Source organism: Emticicia sp. SJ17W-69 (assembly GCF_051209875.1).
In the GTDB taxonomy this organism is placed as follows: domain Bacteria; phylum Bacteroidota; class Bacteroidia; order Cytophagales; family Spirosomataceae; genus Emticicia.
The window spans coordinates 362,290-379,297 of the sequence record NZ_JBNTQY010000001.1; the positions used below are offsets into that span (position 1 = coordinate 362,290).

General features: G+C 34.5%; 16 protein-coding genes and 4 tRNA genes. 10 read left to right on the forward strand and 10 right to left on the reverse strand.

What is annotated here, in order from left to right:
- Positions 1-3: 3 nt before the first annotated feature.
- From ACQUQZ_RS01505 to ACQUQZ_RS01530, 6 genes are all read right to left on the reverse strand, one after another.
- The gene (locus ACQUQZ_RS01505) at positions 4-975 is read right to left on the reverse strand and encodes a toprim domain-containing protein (RefSeq protein ID WP_435352867.1); all 972 of its coding nucleotides are present in this window, start codon (positions 973-975) and stop codon (positions 4-6) included.
- Between the two features lie 2 nt (positions 976-977).
- A complete protein-coding gene (locus tag ACQUQZ_RS01510) occupies positions 978-2,423 on the reverse strand; it encodes a DNA primase family protein (RefSeq protein ID WP_435352869.1) in 1,446 nt (481 codons plus the stop codon).
- 95 nt (positions 2,424-2,518) lie between these two features.
- On the reverse strand, positions 2,519-2,821 hold the full coding sequence (locus ACQUQZ_RS01515; protein WP_435352870.1) for a helix-turn-helix transcriptional regulator: 303 nt from the start codon (positions 2,819-2,821) through the stop codon (positions 2,519-2,521).
- 58 nt (positions 2,822-2,879) lie between these two features.
- Entirely contained in the window at positions 2,880-3,665 is a 786-nt protein-coding gene (locus tag ACQUQZ_RS01520; protein WP_435352872.1) for a hypothetical protein, read from the reverse strand.
- Between the two features lie 8 nt (positions 3,666-3,673).
- On the reverse strand, positions 3,674-4,873 hold the full coding sequence (locus ACQUQZ_RS01525; protein WP_435352873.1) for a site-specific integrase: 1,200 nt from the start codon (positions 4,871-4,873) through the stop codon (positions 3,674-3,676).
- Positions 4,874-5,046: 173 nt separating this feature from the next.
- A tRNA-Cys gene (locus tag ACQUQZ_RS01530) sits at positions 5,047-5,117 on the reverse strand.
- Positions 5,118-5,395: 278 nt separating this feature from the next.
- Between ACQUQZ_RS01530 and ACQUQZ_RS01535 the strand changes: the two genes are divergently transcribed.
- The 9 genes from ACQUQZ_RS01535 to ACQUQZ_RS01575 all read left to right on the forward strand — a co-directional run bounded on the left by ACQUQZ_RS01535 (position 5,396) and on the right by ACQUQZ_RS01575 (position 12,659).
- Positions 5,396-5,953 (forward strand): RNA polymerase sigma factor, encoded by a 558-nt coding sequence (locus ACQUQZ_RS01535; protein WP_435352875.1) that lies wholly within the window; start codon positions 5,396-5,398, stop codon positions 5,951-5,953.
- A gap of 86 nt (positions 5,954-6,039) precedes the next feature.
- The gene (locus ACQUQZ_RS01540; protein ID WP_435352877.1) at positions 6,040-6,945 is read left to right on the forward strand and encodes a hypothetical protein; all 906 of its coding nucleotides are present in this window, start codon (positions 6,040-6,042) and stop codon (positions 6,943-6,945) included.
- Between the two features lie 33 nt (positions 6,946-6,978).
- Positions 6,979-8,016, forward strand: coding sequence for a hypothetical protein (locus ACQUQZ_RS01545; protein ID WP_435352878.1), 1,038 nt, complete (start codon positions 6,979-6,981; stop codon positions 8,014-8,016).
- Positions 8,017-8,597: 581 nt separating this feature from the next.
- Positions 8,598-8,680: transfer RNA gene (locus tag ACQUQZ_RS01550), tRNA-Tyr, on the forward strand.
- 33 nt (positions 8,681-8,713) lie between these two features.
- Positions 8,714-8,786 (forward strand) — tRNA-Gly (locus tag ACQUQZ_RS01555).
- Between the two features lie 59 nt (positions 8,787-8,845).
- A tRNA-Thr gene (locus ACQUQZ_RS01560) sits at positions 8,846-8,917 on the forward strand.
- 100 nt (positions 8,918-9,017) lie between these two features.
- The gene (gene tuf, locus ACQUQZ_RS01565) at positions 9,018-10,205 is read left to right on the forward strand and encodes an elongation factor Tu (protein WP_435352880.1); all 1,188 of its coding nucleotides are present in this window, start codon (positions 9,018-9,020) and stop codon (positions 10,203-10,205) included.
- Positions 10,206-10,525: 320 nt separating this feature from the next.
- The gene (gene pdhA, locus ACQUQZ_RS01570) at positions 10,526-11,542 is read left to right on the forward strand and encodes a pyruvate dehydrogenase (acetyl-transferring) E1 component subunit alpha (protein WP_435352882.1); all 1,017 of its coding nucleotides are present in this window, start codon (positions 10,526-10,528) and stop codon (positions 11,540-11,542) included.
- Between the two features lie 238 nt (positions 11,543-11,780).
- Positions 11,781-12,659, forward strand: a complete 879-nt coding sequence (locus tag ACQUQZ_RS01575) for a MerR family transcriptional regulator (RefSeq protein WP_435352884.1) — start codon at positions 11,781-11,783, stop codon at positions 12,657-12,659.
- Here ACQUQZ_RS01575 and ACQUQZ_RS01580 read toward each other — a convergent pair.
- The 4 genes from ACQUQZ_RS01580 to ACQUQZ_RS01595 form a co-directional block, all read right to left on the reverse strand.
- The gene (locus ACQUQZ_RS01580; RefSeq protein ID WP_435352885.1) at positions 12,656-14,002 is read right to left on the reverse strand and encodes a flavin monoamine oxidase family protein; all 1,347 of its coding nucleotides are present in this window, start codon (positions 14,000-14,002) and stop codon (positions 12,656-12,658) included. The two genes, ACQUQZ_RS01575 and ACQUQZ_RS01580, sit on opposite strands and share 4 nt — an antisense overlap.
- 78 nt (positions 14,003-14,080) lie before the next feature.
- Entirely contained in the window at positions 14,081-15,421 is a 1,341-nt protein-coding gene (gene xylA / locus ACQUQZ_RS01585) for a xylose isomerase (protein WP_435352886.1), read from the reverse strand.
- 107 nt (positions 15,422-15,528) lie between these two features.
- Positions 15,529-15,951 (reverse strand): EamA family transporter, encoded by a 423-nt coding sequence (locus ACQUQZ_RS01590; protein WP_435352888.1) that lies wholly within the window; start codon positions 15,949-15,951, stop codon positions 15,529-15,531.
- A gap of 92 nt (positions 15,952-16,043) precedes the next feature.
- On the reverse strand, positions 16,044-16,271 hold the full coding sequence (locus ACQUQZ_RS01595) for a hypothetical protein (RefSeq protein WP_435352890.1): 228 nt from the start codon (positions 16,269-16,271) through the stop codon (positions 16,044-16,046).
- 253 nt (positions 16,272-16,524) lie between these two features.
- Here ACQUQZ_RS01595 and ACQUQZ_RS01600 point away from each other — a divergent pair, with 253 nt between their 5' ends.
- Positions 16,525-16,998, forward strand: coding sequence for a DUF4890 domain-containing protein (locus tag ACQUQZ_RS01600; RefSeq protein ID WP_435352892.1), 474 nt, complete (start codon positions 16,525-16,527; stop codon positions 16,996-16,998).
- Positions 16,999-17,008: the final 10 nt, after the last annotated feature.

Here is a 17,008-nt window from a genome sequence, read left to right on the forward strand (position 1 = left end):
AAATCACTTGATTTCACAGGATTTCGTGCGTTTGCAGTAGAATTCGTTGAAATCCTTGAAATCAGAATAAATTACTGACCTGTCAAATACATTTAAGTCTGCTTCTTTACATTTATGAAATGCTTTTTTTCCAGCTTCATCATTATCAAAAAAACAGTTTACACGCTGAAATACTGATAGAGTAGTAATAGCTTTTGGCAATAAACTTAAAGTATTAAGAATGATAGTCGAATAATTAGGTTTTGATAATTGAAAATAGGAGAGAGCGGAAAGAAAATCGAAGAAACCTTCAAATACATTGACACTTTTTGAACCTGAAATTTCAATTGTCCGTATAGTTTTAGGTTTTGTAGAAGTCTTAATATCAATACCGTTGATAGAATTACGAATTTCGTAACCCCCTGAGTCATTCATAAATCCAATACCAAACCATCGCTTTCCTTTGACTTCATAAATTACTTCTTTTAGATATAGTCTGCCTAAGGACACGTCTATCGACCGAGATTGCAAATAATTTAGTAAAGCGTTATGCTGTAAAGGTTTCTCTTCGATTATTTCAACTATGCTGTGAGAGATAGACTTAGTTTGCCCAGCAAAAGAAAAGGCAGGGGTAATACCTAAATTCATGTTTTCAAGTTCTGTGATGGCTTTTGTGAAACTACCATTGTTAAACTTTGTCGCTAATTGAATTATATCCCCACCGCTTTCACCAGAGCCGAAATCGTGGTACTTATTGTCATTAAGATAGACATAAAAAGAAGGTGTAGAATCATCACGAAAAGGTGAAGAAAAAAGCAAAGTATTGCCACGCTTACTATGATACGTAATGCACTTAGTCTCTAAATATGCAACGATTGAAATCTGCTTGAGAGCCTGTATTTTATCCTGATTGACCATTTCTTTTTCTTTGTTGGGCTGAATGGAAAAAAATATTGTTTTATTATTTGCTACATTATTTACATTATCTACATCCAACTTTATTGAATAAGGCTGTAATTCCTGTAAATAATGTAGATAATTATCTTAAATATTATTTTTATTTTCACCTGCGGACTTTTAGTTTTTTTTTCTAAATAGACACAGTTACCTTGCTCTTTTCTTTCAATGTTGAATTTTAAGTTTTGTAGTCTGGCTCTAAAGTTATTCCGGTTAACATTGTTATGTCCAGATTGTGAGCAGTATAAGCGATAGCTTTGGAAAAGGTTTGAAAGTAAAATAAAATTTTCGTGATGTGCTTTATATCCTTCTTCATCAATAAATAAAGCAATGCTATCAGACTCTTTTTTGTAAGCCTCAATATAATTATCAACAATAGGACTATGTGAAAACTTTTTTTGTTCCAATATTCGTTCTAATCCTTCCATTATCCAATTGAATACTCCTGAAAGCTCCTTTTCAATTATTTTTTTTGGTAAATCAACATCTCGCTCTTCATTAGGGATTGTTACTTCAAAAGGAATGATTATAAACCTTCTAAAGTAAGCTTCATTGTGTTCTACATCTTTAGGTAGTTCATTGCAGTTAAATAGTAGTTTTGCGTAATCAGACATTATGAATGGGTCTTTATACAATGCTTTAGCTTCTACCTTTTCTCCTGAAGCTATTTGTTTGAAAATGTTACTTTCTAAGCATCCTTTTATCTCACTACCATAATTGAGTAATTTAGTAGCTATTTTAGCTCTATATGCTGGGTCATTTAAGCTTTGTAGAGAAAAGTTTGAGATATTCTGTTCTCCGAGAATAGCATTAATGATGTCAAAGAAAACAGATTTACCGTTTGCACCTGAACCGTAAAGTAGTAGCACTTTTTCAAGTTTCAAATTCTTTACAAATACATATCCAATGTATTCTGCAAGTATATTTTGAAGAGTAACATCAGGTAGGACTCTGTCTAAATAGCTTTTGAAGATGGGAGCTGTTGCATAAGGTTGATATTCAAAAGGTAATTGGTAAGTAAGAAAGTCTTCTTCTTTGAAATTTCGTAATTCCCTTTTTCCTTTTGTTATTTCAAATGTGCCGTTTTGTAAATTTATCAAAACAGCATTTGTTTTTCTATTTGAGTTGGAAAGTGTACATGAACTTAGGAATTGCTTAAATAAATTTTCCTGAAATCTAAAAAAGCGAGCATCAAACATTGACACTCCCATCTTTTCAGATGCTTTTCCTAAAAATGTTTGGAAATGGTCTTCTTCAACTAAACTCCAATATGCTCCATTATTCAAATATATGTTACCATAATGTTTGCAAAGAGCATACCCCCTATTTTTTGCAACGCTTTGAATTTCTTCAACTACACAGATAAGGTAGTGTTTTTCAAAGAGCTTTTTATTTTCATCATCGATGAACGCCTTTCCAGCTTTTTCTCTAAAATTGATTTTTTTGACATCTTCTAAAATAACATTTAGAATATCACTATTTTCCATATCTTTGCCTCGTATTTATGAAATAATAAGTCATAAAAAAAGCCGTCCGACCTGCAAGTTGACGGCTTTTTTTGTACGAAAATTATTAGTGAAGATTAGAAGTTTGTTTTTGGAGTAGAGAAGAACTTTTCTAGGTCGCTACGAAGTACAACAACGTCACGGCCAATTTTTTTAAATGGAAAGATTCCGCTACGCTTTAGGGTGTCAAATTTTGTTCTGGAGATACCGAACATGGAGCATACTTCTTTCGGGCGAAGAAACTCATTATTAGCTTTTAGATAGCCTTTAGTAGTATTGATGTTAGAATACTCTAATAATGTTTTAATTTCTGATAATTCTTTGAGAATTATTTGATTAAAATCAGGTTGGTTTTTGGGAGAAATTTGATTTGAATACATATTATTGAATGATATTAATGATTAACAATATGCAAATCTAATAATGTTTGAATACAAATCAAACATTATTAGATTTTATTATTTTCTCATGCAAATTATTCCAAAAGGGATGATAATCTCTAATACCATAAGCTGGTTTTTTTTTAATAAGTTTCATTATATCACTAACTAATAACTCGAAGTTATATTTAGACTTGAAGTGTTTTTTAAACTCATTTTTAAAGCCGTTATAACATAAATCCATTATAGTTGGACTTAAAAAATAAAACAGATTTGGCTCAACTTTAAAATTAGAATTATTAGCTTGAACTATATTTATTAGAACATCAAGATGCCAAATATGAGATGAAAAAATTTCTGATTTAAACTTATTAATAACTGGGTATTCTTCTTTTAATAAGTCAAAAATTACAAGTGCGTTTGAATGATAAGGAAAACTATCACTTAATATTTCAATGTCATTATCATCGAGATAAGATAATAATGCTGTTGTTAATTCTACATTGCATAATGTTGCTAAATCAAGAAATTTATCATGATAAAAGTATGAAATTAGTTTTAAATCAAAATTTTCTCCTTTCCATTGGGGTATTGATGTTATTACCAATTTTAAATTGTTTTTTTCCATTTCAAATAAGGCTTCATAGTAATCTTTATCATGATTTAGAATTTCATCATTAAGTACTTTTGTAATTCGGCTTGGAATATAGGTAGTTTTTCTATGGGTAGTTACTTGAATATATATAGGGAAACGATTAGTGAGTCCAGTATTAATCTTTTTATTAATAAAGTGCTTTATTAGGATTTTCTTTTCTCTTTTATTGATTTTCAAGGTATTTTCCATAGTCTAATCTATTTTTTCCAATCAGTACTTTTTAATTGTTCAAACATTTCTTTTAAATCAACATGTAGGTATCCACTTGTGGTTTTTATATCTCCGTGCTGTAATAAACTTTGAGCATACAATAATCCTACTTTATGCACCATGTGTGTAGCAAATGTATGTCTGGAAGTGTGAAATGTTAAGTATTTATTGATTTTTGCAAGCTTGGCAATTTCTTTAATCAGCTTATTCGCTTTAGGATTTGTAATCCCATGAAATAATCTATCCTTATTTCTCTTTAGGTACTTGTTTGCGATTTCTTGTGGTTTCCCATCAAATAGATGAGAAAGAGGTAATCTAAAAGGTTTATTAGTTTTCATAGCTGTAATTACTAATTCTAAACCTTCTTCTGTATTTTGAAAACTCTCTTTTTTCAAATTATGAACATCCGAATATCTCAAGCCTGTATATGTCGAAAACAAAAACATATCTTTTACTAACTCTATAAGTGGCGTTGACTGACTATCAAATGTTAAATTTTCTAATCTTTCCCACTCTTGGTTTGAAAGCCAAGCTTTATTTACACTTTCCTTTTTTGATTTAAACTTCAAATAGGGATTTTGGTCATAAGGTAAATGTCCGTGATTGATAGCTAATGCGATATATTTCTTCATTTGTCGATGGCGTTTATCCACCGAATTTAGCTTCATACCATTGCCATCTCGCCCTTTTCTACTTTTTAAAAATTGGTCATATCCTTCTATTAATGCATAAGTTAGGTCTTCAAATGCTATGACTGGGCAATATTCCTTTAATAAATCAAGATTTGTTTTTTGCTGCCGCAATGTTACAGGCAGAATATTTTTCTTTTCGATTTCAAGTTGTTGGGCATAGAACTCAGTAAATGTTAATACGATTGGCTTTACAGGCTTTGGCTGGCTCAAAATATCAAATTCTGATAATAAAAACTTACCATTATTATTAAACCGACATTTTTGCTCAAAATTCATTAATTCCTGAATCTTATCTAAAATTAACTTATTTTTATAAGCGTCAGTAATGTATTTGGCTTTTAAAGGAGATGGTTTCCATTCTTGAGGTGTAACATAAATATCTGTGCTAAAGTATTTACGATTACCTTCTAAGTACACTTCAATCTGGACGAGTGCTTTTCCTTTGCTGTTTAGTTTCTTTTTTCTATTGAAAACTACTTTGTATTCTGCTTGCATAACTTGTTTGTGTTTTTTGCACAAACATACCCTAAGTAGTCAGAATAAAAAGCGGTATCAAACTGGTATCACAAACAGTGTTAAAACTAATGATTAAATGTTAAATGAAATGCACTTTTTATGGCATTTTCACACAAAAAGCACCCTTTTGAGGTGCTTTTTACGTTTTTTTGAGGTCCCGAGCGGATTCGAACCGCTGTAGAAGCTTTTGCAGAGCTCTGCCTAGCCACTCGGCCACAGGACCTTTTTATTTACGATTTTAGATTTACGAATTACGATTGTTTAATTCGCTTATCTTTATTTCGGATTGCAAAAGTACAAGTCTCGTGCCAAAGTGCCAAAGTTTTTCAGAAAAAAAATAAAATCTTATCATAAAAATAAAATTTTCTAAAAATCAAATATTCGTAAGTAATTGATAATTAGTAATTTATGTTCTAATTCATCATTCATAACTCAGAATTCATAATTGATATGCAACCCTCTTGCTTATTTTTTGCATCTTGCTATTGAACACAATAATTTATGGCAAAAATTTTATCCTTATTTAGCAACGAGTACGACTTGGCAAAAGCCGTACAAAGACAAGACCCCAAAGCACAAACTCGACTGTATGAAAAATTCTCGTCGAAAATGCTTGCGGTTTGTACTCGCTATGTGGGTGATAAAATGGAAGCTGAAGATGTAATGATTGACGGTTTTATGCGAGTTTTTGATAAAATCGACCAATTTACATTTCAAGGAAGTTTTGAGGGCTGGATACGCAAAATCATGGTAAACGAAGCCTTGATGTATGTCAGAAGTAAAAAAATGATTGTTGTTGATTTAGAGTATGCTGTTGAAGAACCCAATGAATCATCATTTACTACCGACCTCGAAGCAGCCGATTTGATGAAAATGATTGAAGAATTACCTATTGGTTATCGTACTGTATTTAACCTTTATGCCATTGAGGGATATAATCACCAAGAAATTGGCGAAATGCTCGGAATTTCGGAAGGAACCTCAAAATCGCAATTGAGTAGAGCAAGAGTAATGTTGCAAGCAAAGTTAGTTAAATTAGAAAATAAAGCTTTTGGATAATTTGGTTACTCGTTGATTGGCTACTTCTTATTGGCAATAGAACTAATAACCAGTAACCAATTACCAAGAACTAAATTTGACAAGAAATGAACACAATAATAAAAATGAAAAAACATCCGATTGACGACCTTTTTGCTAAAAAATTGGCAGAACATCGACAAGAGCCTTCTCAAAAAGCTTTTGAGAAATTTCAGGCACGATTGGCTGAAAAACAACATAAACGAAGAGGGGGCTTTTTATTGACTAATCGAAACTGGGGCTATTATGCTGCCGCAGCGGGGGTTGTTGTTGCTCTAACAATAGGTGTTTTATCGCAAAGCAATACTCCTGACCAAACCATTTTGGCGAGTACAAATTTGCCTAAGCAAAGAGATAATAAAAAGATAGATGTTACAAAAGGTATTGATAATCAATCGCTTGCGGTGCAAGAGGTTGTGAAAAATTCAAATGAAACTCATTTGAATCAGCCTGAGAAAGCAATGTTGAAGGTTGCAAAATCATTGCCAATCATAAGCAATGAAACAAGTATAGCAAAAACGGAAATTCAAGCAAAAGATAATAACATCGTTGATGATACGCCTCAAGAGCAAACTTCAGTAGCTATTAATACAATTTTTGAAACAACTGCCGTCGAAAAGCTTGAATCAAAAGCAACCGAATCTTTCAAAAGTACAATAGATGAATCAATAGTGTTTGTGCTAGAACCAGAGGAAGTTGAAAAAGAGATAATTCCAGCAATTAATGAAGATTCTCCAACTTCTTTGGCAGATGCCCAACGTTTGGGTGCAGAAAAAGAAGAAAATGCAAAATCGTTCATTGCAAAATTGTATGGTGAATACAAACATTTCAAATACGGTGAAAAAGTTGATTTGAAAAAAATCGGCGTAAAAGATGTTTTGGCAAGAGTTGATGAGAATTTATTCAAAGAAGACAGAGAAGATGTAATAGGTTTTGTTCAAAGAAAAGTAGGAAGACTTCAAAAAAGAGATTAAAATATTAGACGAAAATATAAACACAAGGAAACAATGAAAAAACTTCAACTAATGCTGCTATTGATGATTAGTAGTGTAGCAGTAAAGGCAAATATCAAGTCAGACACAACGATTGTAGAGTTTACTGACAAAGGTGTAAAAAAACGAGTAACGGTCTATTCTTCAAGTAAACGAGATTTTGATTTACCCAAAACACTTGACCTTGACAATGTGCTAAAAAGCATCGGTGTTGACTCATTAGAAAGAAAAAAAGCCATTATTTTGGCTGGCAATGATGGTGAAAAACAAGATACTATTTTGGTTATAGCTCGTGACGGCCGAAGCATTAAAATTGTAGCTAAAGCACCTAAAGATGTTATCATGAAACGTGATACATTAAGGAATGATGCTGGAGACCACTGGAGTCGTGAAGGGCATGATGACGACAATGATGATGATAAACATCAAGAAATAAAGAAAAAAACTAAAAGTTCAGGACGTTTTTTCTCTCGAAGTGATTTTGGTATATACCTTGGACTAAATAATTGGTCTAAGGGCAATACAAGTGGCTCATCGCTTGATACATGGGGATCAAGGTATTTTGCCCTTTCATTGCAAAAGAATGCGACGCTGATCAACGGTAAACAAGTAGATTTGGCATTTACTTATGGCCCTGAAATCGCTTGGAATAATTTTATGTTTGAAGGCAATACTGTTGCCGAAATGTCAGGTAAGCAAGTTACTTTTAAAGATTTTGGTAAAAACCTTGATAAAACGAAGTTGGTTGTACCAACCTTAAATTTTCCTATGATGCTCAATTTGGGTTTTGAAGAATCTAAATTCAAAATCGGCCTGGGAGGATATGTTGGTTATCGAGTAGGGGGGTATCGAAAGATAAAAGCCGAAGATGGAAAAAAAGAAAAACAAAAAGGTAGTTATGGGTTAAATGATTTTCGTTATGGTTTAACTGCCGAGCTTGGTAAAAGAAAAGGGCTAACGTTCTTTTGCCGTTATGATTTAAGTGAAATGTTCAAATCAGACCAAGTAAACGCAAAAGGCTTGCAAGCATGGAGTGTTGGTATAAGGTTATAGTATTTGAAAAAAGTAAATTATATAAAAGGGAATTGCTTCATCAGAAACAACTCCCTTTTTCATTGTTACCAAATAGTGAAGAAACAATTCTAAGGATAAAATTTGAGCTTAGGCAGTTGAGGTTAATCGTAAGTTTTTAAATAATTACTAACCTCAGATTTTTGAGAATTGAAGTAGTTTTTTCAAGTCAATAGTAAAAAAAAAATTTTTTTTTCTTCTGTGAGAAATAAAATTTTAAGTGTGTAGATAAAAAAATAAATTTTATTTTGCTGAAAAAGCACTTCAGAAATACAAAAAACAATAAAGCGTTTTTAGAAGTAAATTTGTTGTTTTTTGGTGCAAATAATAGTAAAAAACAACAAATTGCGATATAATCTAAGGTGTAAATGCCGATCAGTGGCTTGTTGAAATGCGAGAAAAATGAGCCATTTTAAGCTTGAAAAAGTTGAAAGAAATATAGTTGAAAAAATATTTTTTTGGTCAAGTGTTTGACAAACCAAAAAAAGAGTATAATTTTGCAACTCTTTTTAGAAACAGGGCAATTAAAAAGTCAGGTTAATAAAAAGAAAATGAAGAAAAAAGGGGGTGTACCAGAGTGGCCAAATGGGGCAGACTGTAAATCTGCTAGCTTACGCTTACGGTGGTTCGAATCCATCCGCCCCCACTTTTAATTTGTCATAGTAAAGTAGTAACACAAGCGAAAGTAGCTCATTTGGTAGAGCGGTAGCCTTCCAAGCTTCAGGTGGCGGGTTCGAGCCCCGTCTTTCGCTCTCATTGGACAGTAGAGCAGTTATTTAGTAATTGTTTATTGATAGCTGCTCACTGAATTGCCTTCATAGCTCAGTGGTAGAGCACTTCCTTGGTAAGGAAGAGGTCGGCAGTCCGATTCTGCTTGAAGGCTCATTTTATAAGGGTTTTCTTAAACCAAAACTTCTTATCTTTAAAGCATAGCATTAGTTTAAATAAGTATATAAGAACAACAATAATAGACTTTATCAATCATGGCAAAAGAGAATTTTGACCGTAGTAAGCCTCACGTAAACATCGGAACTATTGGTCACGTTGACCACGGTAAGACAACCTTGACGGCTGCCATCACAAAGGTACTTTCAGAAAAAGGTTTGGCAGAGAAAAGAGATTTCTCGTCAATTGACAATGCTCCAGAAGAAAAAGAGCGTGGTATCACTATCAATACAGCTCACGTAGAATATGCAACAGCCAACCGTCACTACGCTCACGTAGATTGCCCGGGTCACGCTGACTACGTTAAGAACATGGTTACTGGTGCTGCTCAGATGGACGGTGCTATCCTTGTAGTAGCTGCTACTGACGGTCCAATGCCACAAACACGTGAACATATCCTTTTAGCTCGCCAAGTAGGTGTGCCTCAATTGGTTGTGTTTATGAATAAAGTGGATATGGTTGATGATCCAGAGTTGTTAGAACTTGTTGAAATGGAAATTCGTGAGTTATTATCATTCTACAAATATGATGGTGACAATATCCCTGTAATTCAAGGTTCTGCTCTTGGTGGTTTGAACGGAGAGCCAGCTTGGGTTGCTAAAATCGAAGAATTAATGGAAGCTGTGGATACATTTATTCCACTTCCTCCACGTGCAACTGACAAACCATTCTTGATGCCAGTTGAAGACGTGTTCTCAATCACAGGTCGTGGTACTGTTGCTACTGGTCGTATTGAAACAGGTGTTATTAACTCAGGTGAAGCAGTTGAGATCTTAGGTATGGGTGCAGAAAACTTGAAATCAGTTGTAACTGGTGTTGAGATGTTCCGTAAAATCCTTGACCGTGGTGAGGCTGGTGATAACGTAGGTTTATTATTACGTGGTATTGAGAAAGAATCAATCAAGCGTGGTATGGTAATCTGTAAGCCAGGTTCGGTTAAACCACACGCTCACTTCAAAGCTGAGGTTTATGTATTGAGCAAAGAAGAAGGTGGTCGTCATACACCATTCTTTAACAAATATCGTCCTCAATTCTATTTCCGTACAACTGACGTAACAGGAGAAATCTCGTTGCCAGCAGGAGTAGAAATGGTAATGCCAGGTGATAACATCACTATCGAAGTGAAATTAATCAGTGCAATTGCTATGGACAAAGGTCTTCGTTTTGCGATTCGTGAAGGTGGACGTACTGTAGGTGCTGGTCAAGTAACAGAAATCATCGCTTAATTTATTTTAAGCTAAGAAATATAAAGAGCGTTCTTGAAAGGGAACGCTCTTTTGTTTTATACTCTTTTTCTCAAACTACTCAACTTTAATGATATTTTTATAATATGTTCTAATGTTTAAATTGTGTTCTTTAAAAATGCAAGTTATTGATAGTAAGTTATTTACAGTAAATTTTTCAAATAAATAGTACTAAAATCGGATAATTCAGTAGCTTAGCCCCTTTACTCAATTCAAAACTCTTTGAGCATATTGATTTAATTCATAAATTTGCATTTATTCTAAGCGATTTACATTCACCATAAAAGATTCAAGAAGTCAAAATGGCATCTACTAAAGAAAAAGCTCCAAAGGTTAAATACAGTAAAGAAACTTATATGTATTGGTACGAATCAATGTACCTTCAGAGAAAATTTGAGGAAAAAGCTGGACAGTTATACGGTCAGCAAAAGATTCGTGGATTTTGTCATTTATATATCGGACAAGAAGCTTGTTCGTCAGGTGCTGTTTCGGCATTAACAAAAGACGATAAATGGATTACGGCATACCGTGACCATGGACATCCATTGGCATTAGGTACTGACCCAAACAGAATCATGGCTGAGCTTTTTGGAAAAGTAACAGGAACAACCAAAGGAAAAGGTGGTTCGATGCACATTTTTGATAAAGAAGTTAATTTTATTGGTGGACATGGTATTGTTGGAGCTCAAATTCCTTTGGGTGCTGGTATTGCTTTTGCCGAGAAATATAAAGGAACAAAAAACCTTTGTATGTGCTATTTTGGTGATGGAGCTGTTCGTCAAGGTGCTTTGCATGAAGCCTTTAATATGGCTATGACTTGGAAATTACCAGTGATTTTTGTGGTTGAAAACAATGGTTATGCTATGGGAACTTCAGTAGAGCGTACGTCAAATGTTCGTGAACTTTATACCTTAGGCGAAGGCTACGATATGCCAGCCGAACCAGTTGATGCAATGGATGTAGAAATGGTACACGAGGCTGTTAAACGTGCCGCTGACCGTGCAAGAGCTGGCGAAGGCCCAACATTCTTGGAATTTAAAACGTATCGTTATCGTGGACACTCAATGTCTGATCCACAGAAATATCGTACAAAAGAAGAAGTAGAGCAATGGAAAATGCGTGACCCATTGGAAATGTGTCGTCATAGAATCTTGACAAATGGTATTGCAACAGAAGAAGAATTAGATGTGATTGATGCACGTGTAAAAGAGAAAGTAGAAGCTTCAGTAAAATTTGCTGAAGAATCTCCTTATCCTGCACCTGAAGAGGCCTTCCAAGATGTTTATATGGATGCTGAATACCCATTTGTAATGGAATAAAGAATTAGATAGTATTATCAAAAAAGCCAGTTTTGACGATTCAGAACTGGCTTTTTTGATGGTTTAATTAAAAAATGATTTTCTCTAAACATAAATCGAAATAGAGAGTTATAATAATATAGTCTATTTATTGTAGAAAGCTGTAAGAATGCTTTTATATGCCAAAACTTTAGAATACTATTGCACCAATTTTATTTGGTAAAAAATAATGATTTAAATTATCATAAAAGTTCAGCAAATGAGTAATTATTCGATAAAAGATTTAGAACAACTGTCAGGTATTAAAGCTCATACGCTCAGAATATGGGAGCAGCGATATAATATTATTAATCCTAAAAGGACTGATACGAATATTCGTACTTACGATGATAAAGACCTAAAATTAGTCCTAAATATTGCTTTGCTGAAAGACCATGATTATAAAATCTCAGAAATTGCCAAATTAAGCCTTGAAGAACTCTCTAAAGAAGTTTTATCAATTTCTGAAAAACAGCTTAATTATCCTGACCAGATTCATGCCCTCACGATTGCGATGCTTGATATTGATGAAGACCGTTTTGAGAAGATCATGGCGACAAGTATTCTTCAATTTGGCTTTGAAAATACGATGATAAATATCATTTATCCTTTCTTGAGTCGGATAGGCATCTTGTGGGTTACAGGTTCGATTGGGCCAGCACAAGAACATTTTATTACCAATTTGATACGTCAGAAAATTATTGTGGCAATTGATGGGCAAGTGATTAGATTAGATTCTGAAGCTAAAAAGTATATTTTATTTACCCCAGAAGGCGAATTACACGAAATTCCTCTGCTTTTTGCTAATTATGTGCTTCGGGCAAGAAGCAATAAAGTGATTTATTTAGGGCAAAGTTTACCTTTTAGTGAACTTCAATTTGTGTGTGAATTGCACAAGCCAGATTATTTATTTTCAGTGATTACTTCAACGCCTGGGCAAGACGAAATACAGCAATATGTTAATCGTCTCGGTGTGAGTTTTCCAACAATTAAGGTTTTATTGACGGGGTACCAAGTAGTAGCCCAAGGTATTGATTTACCACCTAATACCGATATTATTATGAATGTTAAACAATTAATGGAAATTGCCGAGAGCTAAGAAACACTTAGAATTTCTTTAGCTACTCTTTCTCCCGAGCGAATAGCTCCATCAATATAGCCGTTCCAAATTTCGGAAGTTTCTGTTCCTGCCCAATGAATATTACCGACAGGTTCTCGAAGAGCTTTTCCTACCGACGTCCATGCACCAGTTGGCATAATGCCTGCGTAACATCCACGAGTAAACTCTTCTTCAGCCCAACTGTGGTCAAGATACATGATTGGATTTCGGGCTTTTTCGCCATAAAACTTCACAAATGAATCTAAAATTGATGCTTTTCGCTCTTCTGCCGAAAGATTGGCAAATGCTTTTGCTTGGTTTCCCAATACAAATCCCATCATTACACCTTGACTTCCATCTTTTGGAGAATTATCGAAAGTAACAGTAGTATAGCCTTCATTGGTTGCAGAAAGACCATTTAACCCATCTTCTCGCCAAAAAGGTTTGTCATAAATGGCATACGTTTTCCAAACTACACCCATTGGCATTCGCTGTGTGAGTTGCTCTCGATTGGCTGGCATCATGGGCGAATACCTGATTCTACCTGCCAAAGTTGGGGGTAAGGCAACAACGACTTTTTTTGCCGTAAATTCAAAACTATCTCCTTTTACAATTACTTGATTATTTTCCTGTGAAATTTCTCTTACAACCGAATTTAATCGAATATTCTCTTTAAAAGTTTCGGCTAAACGTAAGGCAGGCTGTGAAGCTCCACCTACAAGGCGTTCTTCTTGAGCTCCATTTTTTACATTCATCAAAGTATCTAAATCTCTACCTGATTTTGTATAAAACAAAGCATGAAGCATCGAAATCTCATTCGGATCTGCTGCCCAAATCGCCTCAGCAGCGAGTTTGAACATTATTTTGGCAGTTTTGAAACGCATTTGCTTATCCATCCAAGTTGCCAAAGTCATGGAGTCATAATAAGCTGCATTGGGTGTTTTCCAAGGAGATGCTAAATCAACGGTTTTGGATAATTTATTCATTCGCTTGATAGCGAAATCTAAGCTCAGAAGAGAGCCAATTGGGAGGGGAGGTATCAAACCTTTGTAACGTTTTACTTTGCCATTGAATAAAAGTGTACTTTTACCCTCATCATAAGTTGGGAAAGTTTGCACGCCAAATTCTTTTGCCAGAGCATAAATTTTATCTTGTGTGGGGCCAACCCATGCTCCTCCTAAATCGACATAACTACCATCATCGAAGTATTTTGTATAAACTCGCCCGCCAACTCTATCACGAGCTTCGAGCAATAATACATTTTTTCCTGCTTTGATTAATTCACGAGTAGCAGTCAAGCCAGCATAGCCAGCTCCGATAACGATGGTGTCGTAGGTTTGCATTTTGATAGGGTAGGTGTTAAAATAAAAAAAACCTGCAAGGTCTATTCAGACCTTACAGGTTTTGTCCGAAATCGCCTATCAAATATACTGATTAATAATCATTTCAAACAACTCTTGTTTGCCACTTATTTGTTTTGGTTCGCCAATGCTAAGGGCAATGCGATGCAAATCTTCTAATCCTAATTTTCCAGCATCATATAAAGCACCATCACCAGCATCAAATGAGGCATAACGATTGGCACGCAATTTCTTGTATTCTGATTTTTCGAGAATGTCATTTGCTACCAACAAAGCACGAGCAAAAGCGTCCATACCTGCAATGTGAGCAATGAAAATATCTTCTAAATCCGTTGAATTTCTACGAGTTTTTGCATCAAAGTTTACACCACCTGTGGTCAAGCCACCTGCTTCTAAGATAACCAACATTGCTTCAGTCAATTCAAACAAATCAACTGGGAATTGGTCAGTATCCCAACCATTTTGGTAATCACCACGATTGGCATCAATACTGCCCAACATTCCTGCATCAGCAGCCATTTGAAGTTCGTGAGCAAAAGTATGCCCTGCCAAAGTAGCATGGTTTACTTCAACATTCAATTGGAAATCTTTGTCCAAACCGTAATTACGCAAGAAACCAATCACTGTTTGAGCATCATAATCGTATTGGTGTTTCGATGGCTCACAAGGTTTTGGTTCGATGTAGAATTTACCTGTAAAACCATTTTTACGAGCATAATCACGAGAAATAGTAAGGAATTGAGCTAAATGGTCAATTTCTTTTTTTGTATTTGTATTCAACAAAGACATATAACCTTCACGTCCTCCCCAGAAAACGTATCCTTCACCGCCCAATTCGATGGTTGCATCAATGGCATTTTTTACTTGAAAACCACCGTGAGCAACAACTGAAAAATCAGGGTTTGTTGAAGCACCATTCATGTAACGTTTGTGAGAAAACAAATTGGCTGTTCCCCAAAGTAATTTCACGCCACTTTCTTTTTGCTTTAATTTTGCTAAAGCCGCAATTTCTTGTAAATTTTTCTCAAATTCTGCTTGAGAATTTCCTTCTGGAGCAATATCAATATCATGGAAACAATAAAAAGGTGTTCCTAATTTTGTCATAAATTCAAATGCTGCATCCAATTTATCTTTGGCAGCATCCATAGGTGTTTTTGCTAAATCCCAAGGGAAAATTTTAGTTCCTGGACCAAATGGGTCGCCACCATTGCCACAGAACGTGTGCCAATAAGCTGTTGCAAAACGTAGATGTTCGGCCATTGTTTTGCCAGCTACGATGCGATTTGCATCATAATATTTGAAAGCTAAGTAATTATTAGATTCACGGCCTTCGTAAGCAATGGCATTTTTTATGAAAGGAAAATACTCTTTTTGTCCAAGAGTGATGTTTAATTTTGACATGATTGATTCGTGTTTGAGGAGTTCAAAAGATTGAATATGGTGCGAAATAAATTATTAAGTGTCAAAAATACAATTATTTTTCAAGATTTATTTCTAAATATGAAAAACTACTTCCAAACTAATACTATTAAACCTATCAGAATCAAACCCCCACCGATGATAATTTTGGGTGTAACTGGTTCTTTTAGTAAAATAAATGAAAGTAAAAGTGTAATCAAAATACTTCCTTTATCAATCGAAGCAACATAGGAAACTTCGCCGATTTGGATAGCCTTATAGTAGAAAATCCAAGAAAGAGTAGTTGTCAGACCAGAAACTACCAAAAAAAGTATTGATTTTGTTGTTAGATTATGAATTTCTTTGGTTTCCTGAAAAATGAAAAAATTAAGTAAAACAAAGCCAAAAACTACTGTTGTACGCACAGCAAGCCCAAGATCGGAACTGATATTTTTTAAACCAAATTTTGCAATAACAGAAGTCAAACCTGCAAAAAACATCGAAATAACACTATAAAGAATCCAGTTTTTCATAAGTTTTACATAAAAAAAGTTGCTTGACATGAACGCCAAGCAACTTTACGAATAATAAACAAAAAACCCTATTTTTTACTTGTTTTTCTGCATTATGCAGCTTTTTTAGCTTTATGAGCATGATGTTTTTTAAAGATTCTACCAGTTTTTGATTCTGATTTTGCTTCTTTTTTCTCAGTATTTGCAGCAACTTTTTCTTGCTTTTTCTGAGCTTTTGCTTCTTGTTTTGGCGTTTGTTTTTTTACACCACCTTTAGCAAAAGTAGCTGGGGCAGCCAAAGTGATAAGAGCAATGGCAGCTAACAAAAATGACTTTTTCATGTGCTTAATTTAGTTTGAAATTGATGTTTGTTCACTCGTTTGGCGAACTTTCTGAAACAAATTTCAGCTAAAAAGATTAAAACCATTATAAGCTAAAATTAAATGAAAATTAAATAAAAAATGGGTGTTTTTAGGGAGTTTGAGCTTGATAATAGTTAGGGTGTCCATATTAAACGCACATTAAATTTTCATTGAAATTAAAATATTATGATGCTTTTTACGTCTAATAAAAACAACAATAAAGGTATTAACAATGAAAGCATTCAAAGCACTTATTTTATTGGTTACGATGGCGAGTTCTCAAGTATTACTTGCTCAACAACCAGCACCCGTTCCAGAAAAATACTCGAAAAGACCCGATGGTCCTCCGCCACAAAGACCAATGGCTGATGCTCCTACTCGTGCGAAAAAAATGACTGAACACATGACCAAAGATTTAGGCTTAAATGAAGCTACATCCAAGAAAGTCTATGAGATCACTTTGGCAAGAGCAAGCAAAGTGGACCAAATTCAGTCAAGTAATGCTGATGGGAAAGCAAAAAATGATGCTTTAAAAGCCAATGCGGATGATTTCAAAGCAAAGCTAAAGTCGATTCTTACGGCAGAACAATTTGCTAAATTTGAAGCAATGAAAAAAGATGAGAGAGGTCCACGTGGGCCAAGAGGTGAAGATGGCCCACCACCGCCACCACCACACAAAGGTAAAAAACCTCTTGGAAATAATTGATAATTAAATA

Excerpts from the sequence above, each read along its gene's own strand:
- ACQUQZ_RS01510 (WP_435352869.1), bottom strand. The coding sequence starts at position 2,423 with ATGGAAAATAGTGATATTCTAAATGTTATTTTAGAAGATGTCAAAAAA.
- ACQUQZ_RS01515 (WP_435352870.1), bottom strand. The coding sequence starts at position 2,821 with ATGTATTCAAATCAAATTTCTCCCAAAAACCAACCTGATTTTAATCAA.
- ACQUQZ_RS01520 (WP_435352872.1), bottom strand. The coding sequence starts at position 3,665 with ATGGAAAATACCTTGAAAATCAATAAAAGAGAAAAGAAAATCCTAATA.
- ACQUQZ_RS01525 (WP_435352873.1), bottom strand. The coding sequence starts at position 4,873 with ATGCAAGCAGAATACAAAGTAGTTTTCAATAGAAAAAAGAAACTAAAC.
- ACQUQZ_RS01535 (WP_435352875.1), top strand. The coding sequence starts at position 5,396 with ATGGCAAAAATTTTATCCTTATTTAGCAACGAGTACGACTTGGCAAAA.
- ACQUQZ_RS01540 (WP_435352877.1), top strand. The coding sequence starts at position 6,040 with ATGAACACAATAATAAAAATGAAAAAACATCCGATTGACGACCTTTTT.
- ACQUQZ_RS01545 (WP_435352878.1), top strand. The coding sequence starts at position 6,979 with ATGAAAAAACTTCAACTAATGCTGCTATTGATGATTAGTAGTGTAGCA.
- tuf (WP_435352880.1), top strand. The coding sequence starts at position 9,018 with ATGGCAAAAGAGAATTTTGACCGTAGTAAGCCTCACGTAAACATCGGA.
- pdhA (WP_435352882.1), top strand. The coding sequence starts at position 10,526 with ATGGCATCTACTAAAGAAAAAGCTCCAAAGGTTAAATACAGTAAAGAA.
- ACQUQZ_RS01575 (WP_435352884.1), top strand. The coding sequence starts at position 11,781 with ATGAGTAATTATTCGATAAAAGATTTAGAACAACTGTCAGGTATTAAA.
- ACQUQZ_RS01580 (WP_435352885.1), bottom strand. The coding sequence starts at position 14,002 with ATGCAAACCTACGACACCATCGTTATCGGAGCTGGCTATGCTGGCTTG.
- xylA (WP_435352886.1), bottom strand. The coding sequence starts at position 15,421 with ATGTCAAAATTAAACATCACTCTTGGACAAAAAGAGTATTTTCCTTTC.
- ACQUQZ_RS01590 (WP_435352888.1), bottom strand. The coding sequence starts at position 15,951 with ATGAAAAACTGGATTCTTTATAGTGTTATTTCGATGTTTTTTGCAGGT.
- ACQUQZ_RS01595 (WP_435352890.1), bottom strand. The coding sequence starts at position 16,271 with ATGAAAAAGTCATTTTTGTTAGCTGCCATTGCTCTTATCACTTTGGCT.
- ACQUQZ_RS01600 (WP_435352892.1), top strand. The coding sequence starts at position 16,525 with ATGAAAGCATTCAAAGCACTTATTTTATTGGTTACGATGGCGAGTTCT.